The following is a 20,051-nucleotide window of genomic DNA, read 5'->3' on the forward strand; positions in this document are numbered from 1 at the left end:
AATTGTTAAAATCAAACGTCGAGACGAATTCACGACGCTCCAACAATGAAGCATTCACTCGCCAGGCGCAGTCCGGGTGGCCGCATTCAGGTCGTGATGGCGCTCTTTGCGGCGGGCGGACACCGTAGCCTGCTCCGTTGACGTCACCACTGGCATCTCCCCCTCTTCTCCCGAAAAATACCTGGCCGCAATGCCGTAGCGAAGATTATGCGAGGAGAAAATGTATGAGCTGGCGCCCGCCATTTCAGCGACCGTGAGCAGAATTAACAACGCAGTCGGCATAATGTCCGCGCGCTCTGCGGGCAGCGAATTGATTTTCGTCCGCTCTTCGAGCGTCATCGCGGCAAGCTCGATGTAGAGGAAACGCAGAAAAGCCAGCCCCAGCGAATTGCCCGCCTCTTCGGCCGTCTGCCCGAGCCAGGAAGCCCGCACGGTCTTGGCAACCGTTAATGCCCCACCGGTGCCCGCCAGGATATTGACATCTTTTGGAAAGCGAAAACCGGACTCGTCGATAGTCTTGCGCACGCGACGGACGATTTTCCGCATTTCAACGGACTTCATCGGCTGGTTCAGGTCATCCAAGAGCTGCTGCGACAAGCGAATCGCGCCCAACGGCAGACTGACCTTGGCGACAATTTTGCGATTACGCACATGAATCAGCTCCAGACTTCCGCCCCCCAGGTCAGCGAGGCAAAACTCCTGATACTGAGCGAGCACGGAATCCGTCGAAATCCCCCAGGCGATGTAAGCCGCCTCTTCATCGCCGGTCAGCACCTTGAGTTTCTGCCCGGTCGCCTCGTGAATGGCGTCAATGAATTCTTCCCGGTTGGCGGCGTCGCGCACTGCGGAGGTCGCAGCAACGAAGAACTTTTCCACATCGTAGCCGGAGGCCTCTTCGATCAGGGACTTCACGGCGCCACAGGCTTTCTGGATCGACGAGCGGGTGAGCATCGGCTGGTCGGAACCAAGCGCTCCGCCTATGCGCGTTTCCCAAGTAGTCTCATAGTGAATGGCGAGAGATGAACCGGTTTCGGCAACTAGTAACTTAATCGAATTACTGCCGATATCAATGACGCCTAATCTCATAACGTGAAGCCTTTGGTTGCAATGAGCACCACAAACTCGCCCTTCACCTTAATCGAAGTTTTTTTATCGGCAAGTTCTTTGAGCGGCGCCGTCAGGATCGTTTCGTATTTTTTCGTGAGTTCTCGCGCCAGGCACACCACACGGTCTGGCCCCAGAACGTCGAGCATCTCTGCCAGGAATTTTTCAATGCGGTGGCAGGATTCGTAAACAATGATCGTGTGCGGAAAATCCTGATTGCGCTCCAGAAACGTCCGGCGCGCCGCCGACTTTGGCGGCAGGAACCCCGCATAGAAAAATGCGTCCGTAGGCAAACCACTCGCCGCCATCGAAGCTAAAAGCGCCGAAGCGCCAGGCACCGGAATCACGCTCAAGCCTCGGCGACGACATTCCCGCACCACGCGAAAGCCTGGGTCGCTTAACGTCGGCGTGCCTGCATCGGAGACCAGAGCCACCGATTCGCCAGCCTCGATTTTATCCGCCAATTCAGACGCGCGGGCCAACTCGTTGTGCTCATGGTAGGAAACCGTCGGTTGCGTAGAACCGATGTGGGCCAATAATTTGCCCGTAGTGCGTGTGTCCTCGCAGGCAATGAGACTCGCCGTCTTCAACACCTGAATCGCCCGCGCAGACAAATCACCCAGATTGCCTATGGGCGTGGAGACGACGTACAGCGCCGACTCCAGAGATGCTGAGACAGACTCATCCATAGCGTGATTTGCGGCCAGCGCCGCCGCAAAGCGTTAATAACCTTCGCGGCCCGCGTTGAATCCACCGGAGCTCATCCCCGGAGCGCCGCCCTCCCAGCTCGCAGGACGGGCCCACGGCAGGTTGCTTTGCTCTGGATTAGCAGATTCACAGCCCGAGAGGAACAGGCCTCCCAAGCTCAGCAGTGCTGCGGTTAAAACAAACCGCACTTTAAGTTTCTGGTGTGCTCTCATCAAAGTCGCAAGGTAGCGGGAAACGCGCTACGCACAAGCTCTATTGAGTGATTTTGATCGGGTCGCCTTCTTGCAAACGAACGGGATCTTGACCGGGCAGAATGTAAGCGACGCTGTAAGTCGGCGCAACCGTGCCAACCTTGACGCGCATCTTGCGGCCCAAGCCCTTGGCTACGTTGAACTCCATTTGCTTCTGCAGGCCGTCGACTTCGCCCCGGCTGATGATCAACAGACCCTTGCCCTCGTCGGTGCGGAGAATGGAAGCGTCCTGTTCCTTGACCGGGCCAACAACGCCGCCGCTCGTGCTGACGGTCGCGCTGCCTTCAGCGGAAGCCAGATTGTTGGCGGTGCTTTGGATTTGATAATTCAGCGCGTCGATCTTGTCCTTCAAGTCGCCATTTTGAGCCTGAAGAGTTTCGATCTGGGTTTCGAGATCGCTGACAATGCCAGCGTCAACCGTCGGCGCATCGGGCTTGGCCACGCTGGCGACGTCGACTTTCAGTTGCTCGTGAGCCGCGTCCAAGCTGGAGTATTTCTTTTCCAGATCGTCGTATTCGTTCTTTTGGCGGCCGAGGTCGCGCTTGATCTTATTCAGCTCGTTGGAGGAGAAATTGATCTTGGAATTGGCGTCAGCGAGCTTCTGGTCGAGCTCATTGGCCATACCTTGAAACTTCATCTTCTCATTTTCGAGGTCTTCAGCCCGCGATTCCGCAGCCGTCAACTGCTGCTTTACGGCAACCGTTTCATCATTAGCGGCTTTGACCACGCCGTTTGTTTGATACCAGAAAAATGCCGCGGCGACGGCGCCGAGAATCGCAATGACGCGAAGCGCTATGGAGAGACCTTTCATAATGTCTTATAAGGAGATATTGTCAGTTTCGGGGAGGTGGAGAGCTTAGCGCTCTATCAAGTATTTGGATTCGTAGAAGGGCTCGCCAACGAGCTTGCGTAAGGGGCGATTCTGATTAGCGGCCATATGATCTAGCAATTTAAAAATGAGTTCTGTTTGCGATTCAAGACCTAATTCTGCAGCAAGTTGTTCTGCTGTAAACGCTTCGCCCGGCTTCGCAGACAGCGCATCGACGATCTTTTGACGCGTTTCCAGGGTGATTGCGGCCGCCTTTTTACCCGCCTCAACGCCAGGTTGGTGGTAGGCGTTGATATTCACCAGCGATCCGTAGAACCCAACCGCACGCTCGTAGAGCGCGATCAGCATGCCAACCGTGTGCGCGGAGACATCCTTGACGGTGATGGTGATCGACTCGCGGCCCTGATTGTAAAGCGCGTCGCGCGTCCCCAGGTAAAAGCCCTGCAGGAAGTCCCCCGAGGTAAAGTCCGCCTCAACGGAAGGTGATGGACCTTCGCGGTCGGTATGCACTTCGATGAAGGTGGCGAAGAAATTCAGCACGCCATCGCGCAGTTGCTGAACGTAGGCATGCTGGTCGGTGGAGCCTTTGTTGCCGTAAACCGCAATGCCCTGGTGGACGGTATTACCGTCGAGGTCGAGCTCTTTGCCCAGGGACTCCATCACCAACTGCTGGAGGTAACGGGAGAACAGCTCAAGGCGGTCTTTATAAGGCAGGATCACCATGTCCTTCTTACCCGCGCCGTCGGTGGCGTAATACCACATGAGCGCCAGCAAGGCAGCCGGGTTGTGCTTGAAATCCTTCACACGGGTCACGGCGTCCATTTCCTTGGCGCCGAGGAGCATGCCGTCGATGTCAAATCCAGAGAGAGCGGCGGGAACCAGCCCCACTGCGGCGAGCTCGGAGGTGCGGCCACCAACCCAATCCCACATGGGGAAACGGGTCAGCCAGCTGTTTTCCACGGCGTGCTTGTCGAGCTTGGAGCCGACGCCGGTGATCGCCACGGCGTGCTGGCCGAACTGCAAACCAGCCTTGGCCCAGGCGCTTTCCGCCTCCACCATGCCATTGCGGGTTTCGGGCGTGCCGCCGCTTTTCGATGTGACCACGGCCAGAGTCTGGCCGAGCTTGCCATCCAACTGCGCCAACACCTTGTCCATCCCGTTCGGGTCGGTGTTATCAAAGAAGAAGATGTGCATTGGGTCGCTGGCGGGATTGCCCAGCGCCTGGTTGACAAACTCCGGGCCAAGCGCGGAACCGCCAATGCCGATGCACAACAGGTTTTCAAATTTTCCGGCGGAACCCTGAATCTCGCCACTGTGGATTTTGGCGGCAAAGTCTTTGATCGCCTGCTCGGTTTCGGCGATTTCCTTCTGCAATTCCGGCGTGGGGGCGAGGCTGGCGTTGCGCAGCCAGTAGTGGCCGACCATGCGGCCTTCATCCGGATTGGCGATCGCGCCGCCTTCCAGCGCTTCCATTGCAGCAATGGCCGCGTCGATTTTCGGCTTCATCGAATCGAAGAAATCATCCGCAAAGTTCATGCGGCTGATATCGAGCGCGAAATCGAGCGGTTCAACGAATAGATAGTGTTCTTTAAATCGGTCCCAAGACATGACGTAGATCATCTAGGCGACGCAGAGAGCGTGGCGCAAGGCGATATGTGTAAAACTATCCCATTGATGGCAAAAATTTCACCCATAGAGAAAAAACAATTGTCACTGAGCGCCGCGGAACTTGTCCTAACCCCCAAATACTTCGTTTATGAGCCGCATTTCCCAAGCCTTTCAAACCGCCCGCGCAAACGGGCGCCCACTCTTTGTCTCCTACCTGTGCGCCGGCGATCCCAGCTTTGAAACCTCGCTGGAAGCCTGCCGCGCACTGATCGAGGCGGGCGCAGACATTCTGGAGCTTGGCGCGCCATTCTCCGACCCCCTCGCCGATGGCCTGACCAACCAGCTCGCCGCCCAACGTGCGCTCGATGGCGGCATGACCCAGGAAAAAGTGCTCCAGCTCGTGCGTGAGATTCGCAAATTCAGCGAAGTCCCCGTCGTTCTTTACACCTACTACAACCTGGTCTTTGCCCCGGGTGAAGCCGATTACGCGCGCCAAGCCAAGGAAGCCGGCGTCGACGGGTTTCTGGTCCTCGACTTGCCGCCGGAAGAAGCCGCCAGTTGGCAAGACGTTTGCGCCGCAGAAGGCCTCGGCACCGTCTTCATCATCGCGCCGACGACGCCCAAGGAGCGCATCGCCAAGATCGCCGACGCGGCGACCGGTTTCCTTTATTACGTATCGCGCACCGGCGTGACCGGCGAACGATCCGAGCTCTCAGCCGACTTAAAGGACTCCGTCGCGCAGATTCGCTCAGTCACGGATTTACCGCTGGTCGTGGGTTTTGGCGTCTCCCGCCCGGAACACGTCGCCACCATTGGCGAGATTGCCGATGGCGTAGTCGTCGGGAGCGCCTTGGTCAATTGCCTCGCAGCCAATGTCGATCAACCACAAGCCGGCGTCGCCGCGCTCCGCACCAAGGCCGAAGAGCTCATTGGCGGCCTAGCTTAGTAAAGTGCTAATCCCAATTGGTCACTGGCCAAAGCCCAAATGGGCTCATTAGAGAGCATTTCATCCAACTTGGCCGAAAGTGCTTTAGGTAATGCTGCGTTGAGGATCGTTCCGGTCTCGCTAAGCAAACTACTGAAGCCTCGCCGAGGAACCGGCAATGCCTGCCCGAGGATCTAACGATTCCTCGCCGAGGAACTGACAACTCCTAACCGAGGAACTGGCAGTTCCTCGGCGAGGAATTGACGCGGAGCTACTTGGATGCTGGTTTGCCGCGAGCTCACCCAAGAATCGATTCGAACAAACAGAAGGCCGCGGTTCATCAGAACCGCGGCCTTCCAGGGGGGGTAGGTTGGGTAGAAACTAACGCCCGAATAACTTTTCCATCAATTGAGAAGCCGCCTGATGGACTACGGCGTCCTTCTGGTACAGCGTCCAGGCGATTGCAAGAAGGACGAGCATGAAGATTGCAGTGCTGCCCCCTAACCAACGCCAGAACACATCCTTGCGAATGCGATAGCCATTGATGTTGAGGTGCACCGAATTACGACGACGTAGGTATGACATTTGGGGAATGATTATACTGGGGGATAGTTAAGCGGGTATTAACTACTCGAGAAAATGACTAAACGTAACTTTCTCGACTAGATTCTTAACTGTATTGTAACGGAATAAGAACCTTACCATACCCTCAAATATGGGGGCAAATCAATCATTTTTTCGAAAATATAAACGATTTCCCTACTACTATTAGACCCTATACCCCACAACATTAGGTAACGCCATGGCTGCAAATCCATCAGTCGGCTTTAGTCAAGCGCTGAAGCTGGGCTTCGAATTCCGGCGGAGTTTTTGCCTCGATAATTAACTTTTGCCCCGAGTCCGGATGAGGCAATTCCAGGCGCTTGGCGTGCAAATAGAAATCGGCAACGCGCTCTTCTCCCTGCCGTGGGCGGTAGCCATAAGTCGAATCACCTAACAACGGCAGCCCGATGTGGCTTAAATGCACCCGAATCTGGTGCGTGCGCCCCGTGTGGATACGGCAATGAATCAGAGTATGCCGCTCCCCCAATCGTTGAACGACCTGCCAGTCCGTATGGGCATGGCGACCATCTTCGCGAACCGCCATGCGGGTTCGGTAGTGGGGATCGCGCTCAATAGGCTCCAGGATGCTGCCTGCCTCCAAACCCGGCGAGCCTGCGACGATGGCGAGGTATTCCTTTTTGGTCTGACGCTCTGAAAACGCCTGAACCAACTGGTAATAAGCCTCGTCCGTTTTCGCAAAAACAATGACGCCGGTCGTCTGCTTGTCCAGCCGATGCACCACGCCGGGGCGCTCTTCGCCGCCCGCCTTGGCCAACTGGCCATTGGTGTGCGCCAAGAGCGCATGACAGAGCGTCGGTGGAGTCACTCCGGCACCGGGATGCGTAACGAGCCCACCCGGCTTGTTGACTGCAACCAAGTGCTCGTCTTCATAGAGAATTTCGAGCGGAATCGCGATTGGCTCGACCTTCGTCGAGGGCGGTTCGGGCAGGAACAGAGAGAGAACATCCCCCTCCCCCACTTTGACTTTGCCCGCAACGACGGCGCCGTTGAGCCTCACCTTGCCGTCGTCAAACAGGACTTTAAGGCGCTGCCGACTCCAGTCAGGCAAAGAACTGGCCAAAACTTTGTCCGCGCGACCGCCAGCACCTTCCGGCGGCACGGTGAATTCCACCGATTCGCCCGCGATCTGAGGGGACTCGTCCAAAGGCTACATTCCCTTTTTACGCAACTCGACTTCCAACAAAGTCTGGAACTCCATGATGTCGTCTTCCGAAGGGCGATAGCCTTCGGTTGGACCAGGGATGAGACCCAGGCGGCCCATTTGATCGACTTGCCAGCCCATCGACTCGCCATCGGAAAAAGTAACTGTGCCGCTGACCATGGCGCCCGGACGGGTAACCGCATCCACCTCCACCTGCACACTGCCGCCAGCACCATCATCGACCAGGCTGGCATTGCCGTCGACTGCGGGCTTGTCGGCGTCGTTGAGATCCGCCTTGGGCTGCTCCTTGTCGACGAGGTCAAGCTCCAGGTCATCCACGAGGAAGCGCACTTCCATGTAGGTCAGCTGAGCGCCAAATTCACTTTCCAGACGACGTTGTATTTCCGCCAGGCCTTCCCCTGCGGATACCCAAGCAATCACCTGCTTTTTTTGTTCGTCGGTAAAATTCATATCGGGTCAGTGAAACAATCCACCTCGGCGAATCAACAGCAATCGACCCGCCGCACGGCTACTCTTTCATTTTAAAGCTTTCCGCCGGCTCTCGGTCAGACAGCTCGGACTTCGATTTTCCGCGCGAGCGAGCCTTATCCTGCCCACGGTAGTAGGCGTAATTCGCATGATAATACTGGTAGTCGCCTTCGGCGCTCAGCGGCACGCGGTTGAGCACCAGACCGGCAAGTTCGTTGGCGTGGGTTTCAATGGTCTGCTTGGCGCGCAGGATCATGCGGCGCGGATGGCGACGATGCTGAACGACCAGCAACACGGCGTCAGCCAAGCCCGCAATGAGCCCGGCATCGCTGAGCCCCAGGACCGGAGGCGAATCGAGGAAAATAACGTCGTAACGCTCACGCAGACGACGCAGCTCGGCTTCGAGTTTTTTCACCGTCAGGCGATTCAGCGCACGTCCGGTCTCTCCACTGGCCAGCAAGTCCAGCCCGGTAATGTCCGTTGGCCGGATCGCCTCATCCAGCGGGATTTCGCCATCGAGCACGCTGGCCAAACCAGGGTCAACGGAAAGTCCGGCGTTGCGATGCTGGACCGGGCGGCGCAGGTCGGTGTCTATAATCAGCACCTTCTGCCCGCTGAGCGCCATGACCGCCGCCAGATTGCGCAACGTCGTGGATTTGCCCTCCCCTGGGCCCGCGCTTTGCAGCGCCAGCACGCGGGGCTGATTCTCACTGCTGATCAGCTCCAGGTTCGTTTGTAGGACCCGGTAAGGTTCGGCTTCCGTCGTTTCAAAAGAGTCCTCTCCAATGAGCTCGGCCCCTTTGGGAATGATGCCCAGCGCGGGCAAATTCGTCAGCCTTTCGATCTCTTCCACGCCACGGAAACTGGTGTCGCAAAGCTCAACCACGAGGGCGATGCAGATGCCCAGCACGCCGCCCCCCGCAATCGCTAGGAAGAGGTTAAAATACCAGATCGGCCAGGAGCTGCCCGCGGGCGGTTCTGCCCGGCTCAGGATTTCGATGCTCTTCTTGGGCGCCTGAAAATCGATTTCCCGCTGACGCAACGTCAGCTTCATCGTCTGGTAAATGCGCTCTTCCTCGCGGAGCTTTTCCACGGCCTCTTCAAAGGGACGCATACGGCTGGTTTCGGAGTCAATCTGCGCCGAACGCATTTCCTGCAGTTGTCGCTTCAATTCGTCGAGCCGGGCCTGCGCCTCCAGGTAGCTTAACTCGAGCGAACGCTCGTAGCCGTCGAGCAGTTTGTCCAATTGCGCGCGGATGGTTTTCAAGCTGCGCGTCGACGCCTTGAGCTCGGGGTGCTCGTCGCCGAGTTGCGCCTCCAGGCGCGCGTGCTGCTGCTCCTGCAGCATGAAGGCCTGAAGTAAGTCCTGCAAATTGCCATCGGTAATGAGCTCGGAATTGACCAGCGTCAAACGGTCTTCGGCGGGAATCGCCTTAAAGTTTTCCCAGCGCGACTTGCGCCCAATCGCCTCCACGCGCAACTGAATCAAGGTGCTCTCCAGGGCGCGCAGGTTTTCCACATCCTGATTCAGGACATCCATGTCCAGATCGACGCCCGAAATACTCAGCTCCCGGCGAAGCTCTTCCACGCGATCCCGATGGGCGGAAACGATTTTCTCCTGCTTGGCGAGTTCCTCCTTCAGGCGCTCGACGCCTTCGGTTTGATTGGCCGAAGCAAAGGCAATGCGGTCTTCCGAGTAAATCACGGCGATGGCGTTGGCGATTTGCGCCGCCAGTTCGGGATCGCCAATCGTCCAGGCGTTGATCTCGATCAGCGACGTCCCCTGCTCCAGCGACTTAACCGTCACCATGCGACGCGCCAGGGGGGGACCTTTCGTGATCGGCACGCTGTTAGCGAGCAACGTATAGGCCTGCCCTTCGGTCAGACGCTGGCCGTCGGCAAACATATCGCCCAGCTTTTGTTGCAGGTCCAAGGCCTCGATGACCTGATACAGGATCTGCTTACTCGTGAGCACATTGACCTGCTCTTGGGAGAAAAACGGATCATAGCCTCCCCCCTCACGCGAAAACAGCGACACCTGTTCTTCGGGCTTTTCCACCTTGATCACCGCCGCCGCGCGATACCAATGCGGCATGGCCCAGGTAACCAAAATCGCAGTGATCACCGTCAGCCCGATGATCGTTAAGATCAACCACCGGCGCAGGTAAAGTGCGCGCAGGTAAAAGCTGAGCGTGTTGGTGTCGTCGTGTGGTGTCGGCGATGCCATTGAAACGTAATAAGTCGCCCAAACTAAGCAGGGAATCGCAGGCAGGCAATGCCTATCGTGCGGTCAGGATTACGGCGTGACGCCATTAGAAGGTGTAGCGCACGTAGCCGCCCACGCGATTACGGACCTGGCTGCGGCCAACCACTTGGGAATCGACGTTGTCGTAGTCGTAGTTGATCCACGTCGACCAATTATCCGTGATCATGTAAGTGACGCCCACCCCCGTGCGGTAGGTGTATTCGTTGGCGTCCGCAATGCCGGTGCGGCCATTGAGCTGCGCGTATTGGTAGAGCACAGAGCCGGACAACGCGACGCGCGGCAGCACGAAGTATTCGAAATTCAGTTGCAGGTCCAGATTCTCCTGATCGAGGAAGGAATTCGTGTCCGTCGTTTCAAAAATACCGTAGGTCACCGCGCCAGCGACGTAAGAACGCTCCGTCAATTGATAGACGGCAGTCAACTCGCCATAAGGCGACGTGCGGTTCGGGTTGCTTTCGCGGATGCGAAATTCGGCGCCCAGACGGGCTTCCAGCACCAAGCGTTCCGCCAATTGATAATCTACGCCACCCAACACAAAGTGGCTGTAGTTGGATTTAGGCGGCGAATCGTTAGTGTAGTCGTTGTATTCGAAGTCGTATTCCCCGACCAAAGTCAGCTCCGGCAGGAAAACATAGCCCAGCTCCAAGCCGGCGGCGTATTGAATACGGTCCAACTGATCGGCGAGGTTGTTGTCATCGTAAAACCAGAACTGGTTGCGGAATTTCCCTTCGAGCGACCAGATTTCGGTGATGTTCCAGAGCGCCTGCAGGTCTACGCGGTTAAACAGAAAAGACTGGTCCGTTTGCAGCGGCGCTCCAGCGATGATGGCCGACTCTGGATTCTGCGTGTAGGAGAAAAAGTCGCTGACCGAAGCAAAGATGTTGGGAGCGAAGGTGTGGTCGAGCTGCCCGCTCAGGTAATTGTTGGCCAGCACATCGTCTCCGCCCGGGCGGTTTTCGAACCAGAGAACCTGTAGGTCATAGTTCGCGGAGAAAAACGTTTGGTCCGTGATCGACTGGTTATAATCCAGGTGTGGCTTCACCTCGCCCACCACGCTGGAAACCCGCCCATTCTGCGAGCCGAAGATGTTGGAGTCATAATAAACGCCCGTCGCGAGCGAACCCGAAAACGCTTCTCCCTTTTCCTGAGATGGAATGGGCGCGTAGACCGCAAATAATGCTGGCGTTGCAGCGATCAATGTAAGCGAGCCGAGCAGCAGTGGCTTCATAATATGTGTAGTCAGAAGTGTAGTCGCAGGATCAATTGGTTAGCGGATCGAACCCGGGGGATAAGCCCTCGTGTCCAAGCAGACGTAGATATTATCCCAAATCCGGACGGGTTTTTGCAAGGGGAAAAAGGCGGGAGTGCGCCCAGCCGCCAGTCCGTGATACAAGGCGCCCCAACCGTAACTCCAGGCCGCGTCTTTGGTTGGAGTAGCGCCATCGGAACGCAGCAGCTCGGCATAGAATGGCTGGTCCAGCCGGTTAGGCGTCAGGACTAAGGCGCCCATTGGTTGCCGCTCGATGATCGCGGCAAATTCGCGCATCTGGTTTGGCTGGCCCCAGGTGGTGATCTGTCCGTACCAAGCCAAGCCCGCAGGCGAATCCGACATCACGCCGTAGCCTGGATAAAATTTCTCCACCATCCCCACCTTCAATGCGCGAAACACCGTGGGCGCGTAGGGGGGGAAGCTGAAATGCCCGCGCACGCCCGGTTGCAACACCCAATGCAGAACCGGCAAGGCCTGCAGCAACAGCACTGCCCCAATCCAAATGCGTTTCTTCCACGGCGAAATACCGTGCGCGCTCTCCATCATAACGAAGAAGAAGCCAGCCCCAAAAATAATAAACAGCGGCGCCAACCAATACCCCGGCACAATCGGCGACTCACCTGAATCCAGAAACGGCCCGCCAATCGTCACCGCTGCGATGAGCGCCAACGCCAACCAGCGTAACGCGTTCGTGCTGCCGCGTTGAAATTGATAAAACAGCGAGGCCAGGAAAAAGCCCACAAAGAGTAACCCACCGCCCTGCCAGAGGTCTCCCCGCAAAGCCGAGCCCATGCCGTCGAGCCCTTTGTTGATCAGCTTGCGCAGTTGGATGGGAGCCGTCGACGGATGAAACTGTTGACGGAAGTTTTCGGGCTCTGCCGTTGGATCACCCGCCTTCCAACCAATTTGCTGCCCCGCCAAAGCAAGCGGATTGCCCGTCAACTCAAGATTATGCATCAGCCAAGGCGTTGTCACGGCGGCAAAGCATAAGCCCACCAGAATCAACGAACCCAACGCCGCCAACCAACGATGGGGCTTCGAACTCCGCAGCCAAAAGCGAATGGCAAAGTAGAGACCGACGGGGCCAAGGATTAGCCCGGCAGGATAATCAGTTAAAAAGAGAGCCCCGCAAAGTAAACCGGCCAAAACCGGCCAAAGCCAGGCTTTGGGGCCTGAACTCCGCTCAAAGCCGAGCGCAACCAACATGAGCAGAAGGCAGAGAAAACTCAGCATCATGCCGCAGTTGACGGAAAATACGCCGTCCCAAACACCTGCCGACACCAGGTAACCCGCCACCGCCAGCCACGCGGCCCGAGCGCCAAAAATTTGCTTGGTCAGCACCGCGATCAGCGCAAGGTTCGCCCAAAAGAAAAACAGACTGACCGCCAGCAAAAAGAAATCCGCCAGGTAGTAAGTGCGGTTGGGTTCGTCTTCGAGCCAGGCGCGAAAGTCGTCCGGCAGCGCCTTTAAGGCGAGCCCAACGACCAATGGGTAACCCGGCGCCGTGTAGAGGTCGGGCAAGGTGGCATCGGTCGAAAAGGTCCAGCCATTGCGCACCTCCATCAGCCTGACTGCCTGGGGGTGCCAAACCGGCGTCGTGAAGCCCTTGCCGTCCGCAATGCTCTGGGCGAGCACGGCCGTTTCCAACACGCGCTCGTTGTTGGGGCCCAAGTAGCGTTTGCCGCTTAAATAAAAGGAGCAGAGGATAACGAACAGCGTCGCCGTGATGATCCGCAACAGCGTATCGCCCCGCCCTTCTTCCAGCCAGTGGACAAATCGCTGCATTAGTTTTGCGTGTCCAACTCGGGCCAGCGCGCCAGCTTGCGGTGGAGCGTTCGTCGAGAGATGCCCATGAGTTGGGCCGCCTTGGTGCGGTTGCCGCCAGATTCCTGCAAAGCGCGCCGCAAGAGGCGTTTTTCGCTCTCTTCCTTGGAAAGTGGGGGGGGCGCCTTGTCATCCTTGGGCGGCCAATCCTTCCCGCCATCAGTGGTCCGCGCCGCCAGCTCACCGCTGCCCAGAAAACGCGGGTCGAGGTCGTATTCCGTGATCTCGCCGCCACGCTTCATCACAACAATGTTTTCGCAGAAATTGCGCAGTTCGCGGATGTTTCCCGGCCACTTATAAGCCTGCAACGCCTTCATGGCAGACGAAGTCAACCGTGGGGCTGGCAGGCTGTTTTCTTCCGCAAACTGCTTGATGAAGTGGTCCAGCAACAGCGGGACGTCATCCGAACGCAGTCGCAACGGCGGCAGGGTCAGTGGCACGACGCTCAGGCGGAAATATAAATCCTCGCGAAACTTACCCGCATCCACCTCCGCGCGGAGGTCACGGTTCGTTGCGCAAACCAGCCGCACGTCGACGTTGATTGGCTTCATGCTGCCGAGACGCTCAACCGTGCGCGTTTCCAAAAACCGCAGTAGCTTGACCTGCGTGGGGGCATCGACTTCGCCAATTTCATCCAAAAACAAGGTGCCGCCATCCGCCGCCTCGAAGCGCCCAATGCGGCGTTCATTGGCGCCCGTGAAGGCCCCCTTCTCATGCCCAAAGAGTTCGCTTTCCAGCAGGTTAGCCGGGATCGCGGCGCAGTGCACCGGCACAAATGCGCCACGGCTGCGCTGACTGTTCTGGTGAATCATTTGGGCGACGAGCTCCTTACCCGTGCCCGTCTCCCCGTAAAGCATCACCGTGGCCTTCGTCGGCGCCACCTGCTTCACTTCTTCGAGAACCTGCTGAAGCGGCGCGCTATTGCCAATGATGCCCTGGAAGCTGAATTTCCGGTCCAATCGCTCGTGAAGCTGGACGTTTTCCTGCTCCACTTTACGGCTTTTGAGCGCGCGCTTGATGAGGATTTCCAGCTTTTCGAGGTTCAACGGCTTGGTGACGAAGTCGTAGGCGCCGCGTTTCATGGCTTCAACCGCAGTTTCCACGTTACCGTAGGCCGTCATCATGATGACGATGGGTTGATAGGCCATTTTCACGGCTTTATCGATCACCTTGAGGCCACTTTGGCCCGCCATTCGGAGGTCGGTCAGCACGACATTAAATTCGTCAGCATCCAGCAGGCGGAAGGCTTCTTCGGCGTCGCGCGCCACGGATACTTCGAAGTCGTCCTCGAAGAGCGCCTGGAGCCCGTCTCGGGTATGCTTCTCGTCGTCTACGATGAGGAGGCTGTGCAACATGAAATCCAGAATGTCACTTTCCGTTCCTCGGCGCAAAGCGAAAAAAGCGACATATTGACTCTTTTTACCCCTAATCAGGCCTGCATAATCCAAGGGTAGATTACAGAAAAGCTCAATTTACCTAATTTTAACCTCAACATCCTAGGGTATTGTCCGATATATAACCTAAGCCTTATTCTTCTACTGGAGAAAAATCATGAGTCTCCCTCAAAAACTAATTGGGTACGCCCCGTTAGCTGCGCTCTTTCTACCAATCAGCGCGGGAGCTCAACTGGTGTATACTGAGTCTTTCCGTTACGAAACAGCGCCAGGCTGGGAATTTCAAACCGGTTCTTCAGGCACAGCCCCATCAGCGCGGCTAACCGCCAATGCTGCGCCAGTCAGCTCAGACCCGGAAAACGGCGCGCCGCAAATCGACGTCAACGGCAATGGCTGGCTCCGTCTGGCCACGACCACGGGCAACCAAGCAAACGCCGTGGCGCTGGACACCGCCATCCCCTCGGCGGGCAACACCATTCGCGTTTCTTTCGACTACACTTTTTGGAAACCCGGGACTAATCCCGCTGACGGCATAACCGTTTTCCTCTGGGATGCCGGGCAGGACTTTCAGCCTGGCGCCTTCGGTGGTTCCCTTGGCTACGCGCAGAAAACCGGCATCGACGGCTTGGCGGGCGGTTATGTGGGCGTCGGCCTGGACGTTTATGGCAACTACTCAAACGCCACGGAAGGTCGTGTCGACGGCCCAGGATTCCTTCCCAACGAAGTCGCCGTCCGCGGCCCCGGAAGCGGAACGACTGGCTACAATTTCCTGGAAGGCACGGGCGACGGCACAAACCCATCGCTGACGAGTATTTTCGGCTCGGGCTTCAGCATGGACTTCATCAACTCCCCCACCCGCCCCGACCAGGACGCGGACGATTTCCGCCATTTCGAAATGGAGCTCGACGCCAGCAACAACCTGACCCTTTGGATGCAGGATGGCTACGACGGTACGTTAACGCAAATTCTGCAAACCAACATCAGCGGCACACGGCCCGACCAACTGCGCATCGGTTTCTCCGGCGCCACCGGCGGCTCCGTCGAAGTTTACGAAATCCGCAATCTGGAAGTTTCCACCTCAGGCGGCACGAATTCTTTTTATTGGGACAACGAAAATGGCGACGAACTCTGGACCACCGGACTGAACTGGGATCAGGACACCGTGCCCTCCACCTACAGTCATGTCATTTTTTCTGATGCCTTTCCAGACACCGTTGATGACCAAACTGTCAGTGTGGATGGCGGCGATAAAACCATTAGCAGCGCGACCTTCTCGGGCACATCCAGCTACGAGCTTACCCCAACCGGCTCGCAAGCACTGGTTTTCGATACCGATGGCAATGGCAAGAGCTACCTTAATGTGCTCAACAATCCATCCGGCAATGCAGACCACACCGTCCATGTAGACATCGAGGCGGAGAACGATCTGGATGTCCAAAACCTCGTGGACCAGACACTCACCTTAACGGGAGACATCGATGGCAAGGGCAACACTTTGGGCTTTGAGTCCGCAGGCGTCATTGTCGCATCCGGAGTCATTACCGACAGCACCGGCGCCAGTGATGTCGTCGTAACCGGAGCAGGCGAAACCCAGTTTTCCGGCAATAATGATTACTCAGGGACAACGACCGTGGGCGACAGCTCCGGCGCCAACTCAACGTTGACGATCAGCCACGCCAACGCCTTGGGCGCCACCAGCGCCAGCACCACCGTGCTCGACGGGGCAACCCTGGCGCTCGCCGGAGACACCAGCTTCGCCAATGAATCGCTCAGCATTGCCGGTGATGGCGCTGCGGGAACCGGCGCATTGTTCAGCAGCTCCGGCAGCAACACCTGGAACGCCACCACCACGCTGGCCGACGATGCCCGAATCGGCGTCGCCGACGGTTCCTCACTTACCCACGCGGGCAACATCAGCATGAGCACCTCGGGCTACGACTTGACCCTCGACGCTGACGGCAGCGGAGAGTTGACGGTGTCCGGCGTGATCTCCTCGCCATCATCCAGCGGGGGGGGAATTACCAAAACTGGCGACGGCCTGGTGATCCTTTCCGGAAATAATTCCTACAACGGCGCCACCGTGATTGAGGAAGGCGTCCTGCAGATCAACAACTCCAACGGACTCGGAGCCGGGTGGACATCCGCCGCGACCGGCACCACCGTGCAAAGCGGCAGCACGCTCGCCCTCGACAATGGCAACTACACCGTTTCCGGTGAAAACCTCTACTTGTATGGCGACGGTGTTTCCGGCATGGCCGCCCTGTGGGGACAAGGCGGCAGCCAAAGCTGGAGCGGTCAGGTGCACATGCAGAGCGACTCGTCAATCGGCGTCGAAGACGCCTCCGACATACTCACCATCAGCAACGGATTCTATGGCAATGGCAACGACCTGACTATTCGCGGAGATGGCACCGTGCGCATGAGCACCAGCTTTAACACCGTCGGCGACATCACCATCGAATCCGGAACCCTCGACTCCTCCAACTGGAATCAGATCAGCGACACGTCTCGCATCACGATCAACGCGGGCGGGACCTACGACAAGGCAAGCGGCGGCGAAACGATTGGCTCTCTGGCGGGTGCAGGCAACGTCGTGCTCGGCTCGTCCACCTTTACCTTAGGCGGGGACAACACCAGCACCACGTTTTCCGGCGTCATGTCCGGCACAGCGGATGTCGTGAAAAACGGCACGGGCAACATGACCTTCTCTGGCAGCAACACCATGACCGGCGACTTAAACGTCAACGCGGGCACAGTGACGCTGGGCGCCAACAACGCCTTTGCAGACAGCATGGACGTAACGCTCAATGGCGGCACATTTGCAACAACGGGCTTTGCCGACACGATGGATTTCTTTACGCTAAGCAGTAATTCCACCATCGACTTCATGGGCGCCTCTGGCGGTTACCTGACTTTTGACGACATGACGCGTAACGGCGGCACGCTCACCATCGACAACTGGGCAGGCAGCCTTTCCGGCAATGGCGGCACACGACTCCAAGTGCTCGACAGCAGCCTGGGAAGTTTTGGCAGCGGCGTCGGCACGTTGTCCAACATTACCTTCACTGGCTACGGCGGCGCGGAGTTGATCAGTCTTGGTGGCGGCGTATACGAAATCGTGCCAGACCTCTCCGGCTTCTACGAATGGACCAGCTCCGCAGGCAGCAATCAGGATGACTGGGACCAGGGCGGTAACTGGGATGGCCCCAGCGGGTATCCAGACAGTAACACCGCAAAAGCCTACATCGGCACGGCAGACGCCAACCTCGACGGCCGGGAAATCGATCTCAGCGGTAATCGAACGATCAACATGCTGGTCATTGATAATGACGATTCCTTTATCATTAAAGACAACACCCTCAACTTCAACGCCAGCAGCAACGGCACCGCCTATCTGACGGTTTCCGGTGGCAGTTCGCCCACCATCAACTCGCGCGTAGACATCGAGGAAGCCACGGTCATGACCAACAATTCGACCGGCACGCTGACCATCAACGGTGAAATCCGACTGCGCGACAATGAAACGCCTTCGCTGACGCTCGCGGGTTCTGGACACACCGTGCTCAACGGCAACATCACCGACAACGACGGCTACGTGATCGTCAATTCCACGGGCACCGTAGAGTTCCACGGCAACAATTCCTACGATGAAGGCTACACTCAGAACTCCGGGCGCGTCCTGGCCGGGCACAATGACGCACTGGGCGAAGGGTTGCTGACGTTTAATGGCGGCGCCCTCGCGGCAACCGATGCAGACCGAAACATTTCGGAAACCTACGTCATCAACAACGACTTCACTTTCGGCAACGACGACGGAAGCGACCTCACACTCTCGGGCTCGGGTTCACTGGGCGATGACCTGACGCTGACCGTGGAAAGCGGTGTAACCACGACGCTCAGCGGCTCCGTCAGCGGCAACCAAACACTCACCAAGGAAGGCGACGGCGAGCTCGCGCTAACCGGCAATAATTCGTTCGACGAACTTGTCGTCAACGATGGCGAAGTCTCCAGCCTCCTCGGCGGCAACATGCTCATCGGCGGATCAGGCACGGGCACGTCGGTCTTCGGCGATGGCGATGTCACCGTGAATTCTGGCGGCGTGCTTGACGCCACTGCGGGCGGGAATGTGGAGATTGGCGACGGCGCAACGCTCGCCAACACTGGCGGCAATATCGGGGTCACTGCGGGGGGCAGCGTAACCTTTGACGGCGACTTCACCCAAAGCAGCGGCGCCAGCACATTCACCGCTGGGACCAGTGGCGACATCAACACCGACGCCGATTCGACGATCAACATTTCCGGTGGAACCGTCGACTTCATTGCCGGTGACGATTTCAACACCGCCAACAACAATGCCGCAATCAACATCACCAATGGCGCCACGGTCAGCGTCGACCTGTCCTCTGGCAACACCGGCAGCGCGTTTAACTTGAATCAAAACGACACACTCACTGTCGATGGCGCCAGCACCACACTCACTTTGACCACCGAAACCAACGGCTCCGTTAACTTCAACGGCGAGCTCAACCTGAACAATCAGTCGCAAATCACGGTCGCCCAAGGCGGCACGACTTTCGGCGCAAACTCCACCTTCGACGGTGGCAGCGCCGCGACTGCGGGCACATTGGTCTTACATGACGACCTGACATTCACCGCGGGAATGGACATCGCGAATGCGCCGAACATCACCTTCGACATTGCCAGTGGCGACAGCGCAAACATCACCGCCGCCGCTGCCAGCACCAACATCGAAAACCTCGGCGTCATCACCAAGTCAAACGACGGCGACCTGACCATTGGCAGTAACTTGAATAACCTCCAGGCCGCCAGCATCGAGATCAACGGCGGCACGTTGCTCAACTCAAGCAGCAATCAAATCGAGAACAATACGGGGATGATCTTCAGCGATAACGCTGTGGGCAGCACCACGCCAACCTGGAACGTCAATGACGCCGACGAAGTGCTGGGGACGCTCACCTTGAACAACGATTCCGAGGTCAACCTGGACTTCGGCAGCGACTCTGGCGATGGCGGCATCGTTCAATTTGCCGACAGCTCGGCCGACGCTTGGTCTGGCAGCGGCATCCTCGTCATCGACAACTGGAACGGGGACATCTCCGGCGGCGGACTTGACCAGCTCTACATCGGCTCGAGTTCCTCCGGGGTCACAAGCAGCCAGATCCAGCGTATCTATTTCCGGAACCCTGGAGGCTTATCCGGTTTCTATCAGGCGCAAATCCTTTCCAGCGGCGAAATAGTTCCGTATCCTGTTCCGGAGCCCGGCACCTACGCAGCCGGAGGGGCGCTGGTGTTGGCCATTGGCTTGTATGAATGGCGCAGAAGGCGTAAGCAGGCCACACCCACGATTGGGTGATACAGGGCACGCTTTTCCCTAATAGCATCTCTGCAGGTAGCCAGAGGCCATTTTCCTGCACTCTAAATCGCACAACGAAGGCATGAGGTCATTCGGCCCTATTCAATAGTGCTAATGTGAGCAATAAATTTGCCGTGACTAAGGTCATACAGTTTCGGTGGTAGTTATGTAGATTGGGGAGTGGAGTCGCCTTAGAGACTATCGAATTTCAAATATTTTTAGCCTCATAAAATAAAATTTAATG

The 20,051-nt window shown here is 57.4% G+C and carries 14 protein-coding genes; 2 read left to right on the plus strand and 12 right to left on the minus strand.

Going from position 1 to position 20,051, the window contains the following annotated elements:
- Positions 1-54 precede the first annotated feature (54 nt).
- The 5 genes from RBB63_RS09360 to RBB63_RS09380 are packed head-to-tail and all read right to left on the minus strand — an operon-like array spanning position 55 to position 4,500.
- Positions 55-1,086: a Ppx/GppA phosphatase family protein gene (locus RBB63_RS09360; protein ID WP_309383447.1), complete on the minus strand. Its 1,032-nt coding sequence runs from the start codon at positions 1,084-1,086 to the stop codon at positions 55-57.
- Complete coding sequence (gene rsmI / locus RBB63_RS09365) at positions 1,083-1,793, minus strand: 16S rRNA (cytidine(1402)-2'-O)-methyltransferase (protein WP_309383449.1); 711 nt, start codon at positions 1,791-1,793, stop codon at positions 1,083-1,085. Before rsmI ends, RBB63_RS09360 begins: the two co-directional genes overlap by 4 nt.
- Positions 1,794-1,826: 33 nt before the next feature.
- Entirely contained in the window at positions 1,827-2,024 is a 198-nt protein-coding gene (locus RBB63_RS09370) for a hypothetical protein (RefSeq protein ID WP_309383451.1), read from the minus strand.
- Positions 2,025-2,064: 40 nt separating this feature from the next.
- Entirely contained in the window at positions 2,065-2,874 is an 810-nt protein-coding gene (locus RBB63_RS09375) for a hypothetical protein (RefSeq protein ID WP_309383453.1), read from the minus strand.
- Between the two features lie 45 nt (positions 2,875-2,919).
- Positions 2,920-4,500 carry a glucose-6-phosphate isomerase gene (locus tag RBB63_RS09380; RefSeq protein WP_309383455.1) on the minus strand — a complete coding sequence of 527 codons (1,581 nt, stop codon included), beginning with the start codon at positions 4,498-4,500 and terminating at the stop codon, positions 2,920-2,922.
- 148 nt (positions 4,501-4,648) lie between these two features.
- Here RBB63_RS09380 and trpA point away from each other — a divergent pair, with 148 nt between their 5' ends.
- The gene (trpA, locus tag RBB63_RS09385) at positions 4,649-5,446 is read left to right on the plus strand and encodes a tryptophan synthase subunit alpha (protein WP_309383457.1); all 798 of its coding nucleotides are present in this window, start codon (positions 4,649-4,651) and stop codon (positions 5,444-5,446) included.
- Positions 5,447-5,806: 360 nt separating this feature from the next.
- Here trpA and RBB63_RS09390 read toward each other — a convergent pair whose 3' ends face one another.
- The 7 genes from RBB63_RS09390 to RBB63_RS09420 form a co-directional block, all read right to left on the minus strand.
- Positions 5,807-6,010: a hypothetical protein gene (locus RBB63_RS09390; RefSeq protein WP_309383459.1), complete on the minus strand. Its 204-nt coding sequence runs from the start codon at positions 6,008-6,010 to the stop codon at positions 5,807-5,809.
- A 232-nt stretch (positions 6,011-6,242) separates the two neighbouring features.
- On the minus strand, positions 6,243-7,193 hold the full coding sequence (locus RBB63_RS09395; protein WP_309383461.1) for an RluA family pseudouridine synthase: 951 nt from the start codon (positions 7,191-7,193) through the stop codon (positions 6,243-6,245).
- Between the two features lie 3 nt (positions 7,194-7,196).
- Positions 7,197-7,661 (minus strand): hypothetical protein, encoded by a 465-nt coding sequence (locus RBB63_RS09400; protein ID WP_309383463.1) that lies wholly within the window; start codon positions 7,659-7,661, stop codon positions 7,197-7,199.
- 58 nt (positions 7,662-7,719) lie between these two features.
- Positions 7,720-9,906, minus strand: coding sequence for a GumC family protein (locus RBB63_RS09405; RefSeq protein WP_309383465.1), 2,187 nt, complete (start codon positions 9,904-9,906; stop codon positions 7,720-7,722).
- An 85-nt stretch (positions 9,907-9,991) separates the two neighbouring features.
- Entirely contained in the window at positions 9,992-11,173 is a 1,182-nt protein-coding gene (locus RBB63_RS09410) for a hypothetical protein (RefSeq protein ID WP_309383466.1), read from the minus strand.
- A gap of 39 nt (positions 11,174-11,212) precedes the next feature.
- Complete coding sequence (locus tag RBB63_RS09415) at positions 11,213-13,000, minus strand: ArnT family glycosyltransferase (protein WP_309383468.1); 1,788 nt, start codon at positions 12,998-13,000, stop codon at positions 11,213-11,215.
- Positions 13,000-14,394, minus strand: coding sequence for a sigma-54-dependent transcriptional regulator (locus RBB63_RS09420; RefSeq protein ID WP_309383470.1), 1,395 nt, complete (start codon positions 14,392-14,394; stop codon positions 13,000-13,002). The genes RBB63_RS09415 and RBB63_RS09420 overlap by 1 nt, the downstream gene beginning before the upstream one ends.
- A gap of 196 nt (positions 14,395-14,590) precedes the next feature.
- Here RBB63_RS09420 and RBB63_RS09425 point away from each other — a divergent pair, with 196 nt between their 5' ends.
- Positions 14,591-19,807 carry an autotransporter-associated beta strand repeat-containing protein gene (locus tag RBB63_RS09425; RefSeq protein ID WP_309383472.1) on the plus strand — a complete coding sequence of 1,739 codons (5,217 nt, stop codon included), beginning with the start codon at positions 14,591-14,593 and terminating at the stop codon, positions 19,805-19,807.
- The last annotated feature ends 244 nt before the right edge of the window (positions 19,808-20,051 follow it).

Source organism: Cerasicoccus frondis, assembly GCA_031296915.1.
Taxonomy (GTDB): domain Bacteria; phylum Verrucomicrobiota; class Verrucomicrobiia; order Opitutales; family Cerasicoccaceae; genus Cerasicoccus; species Cerasicoccus frondis.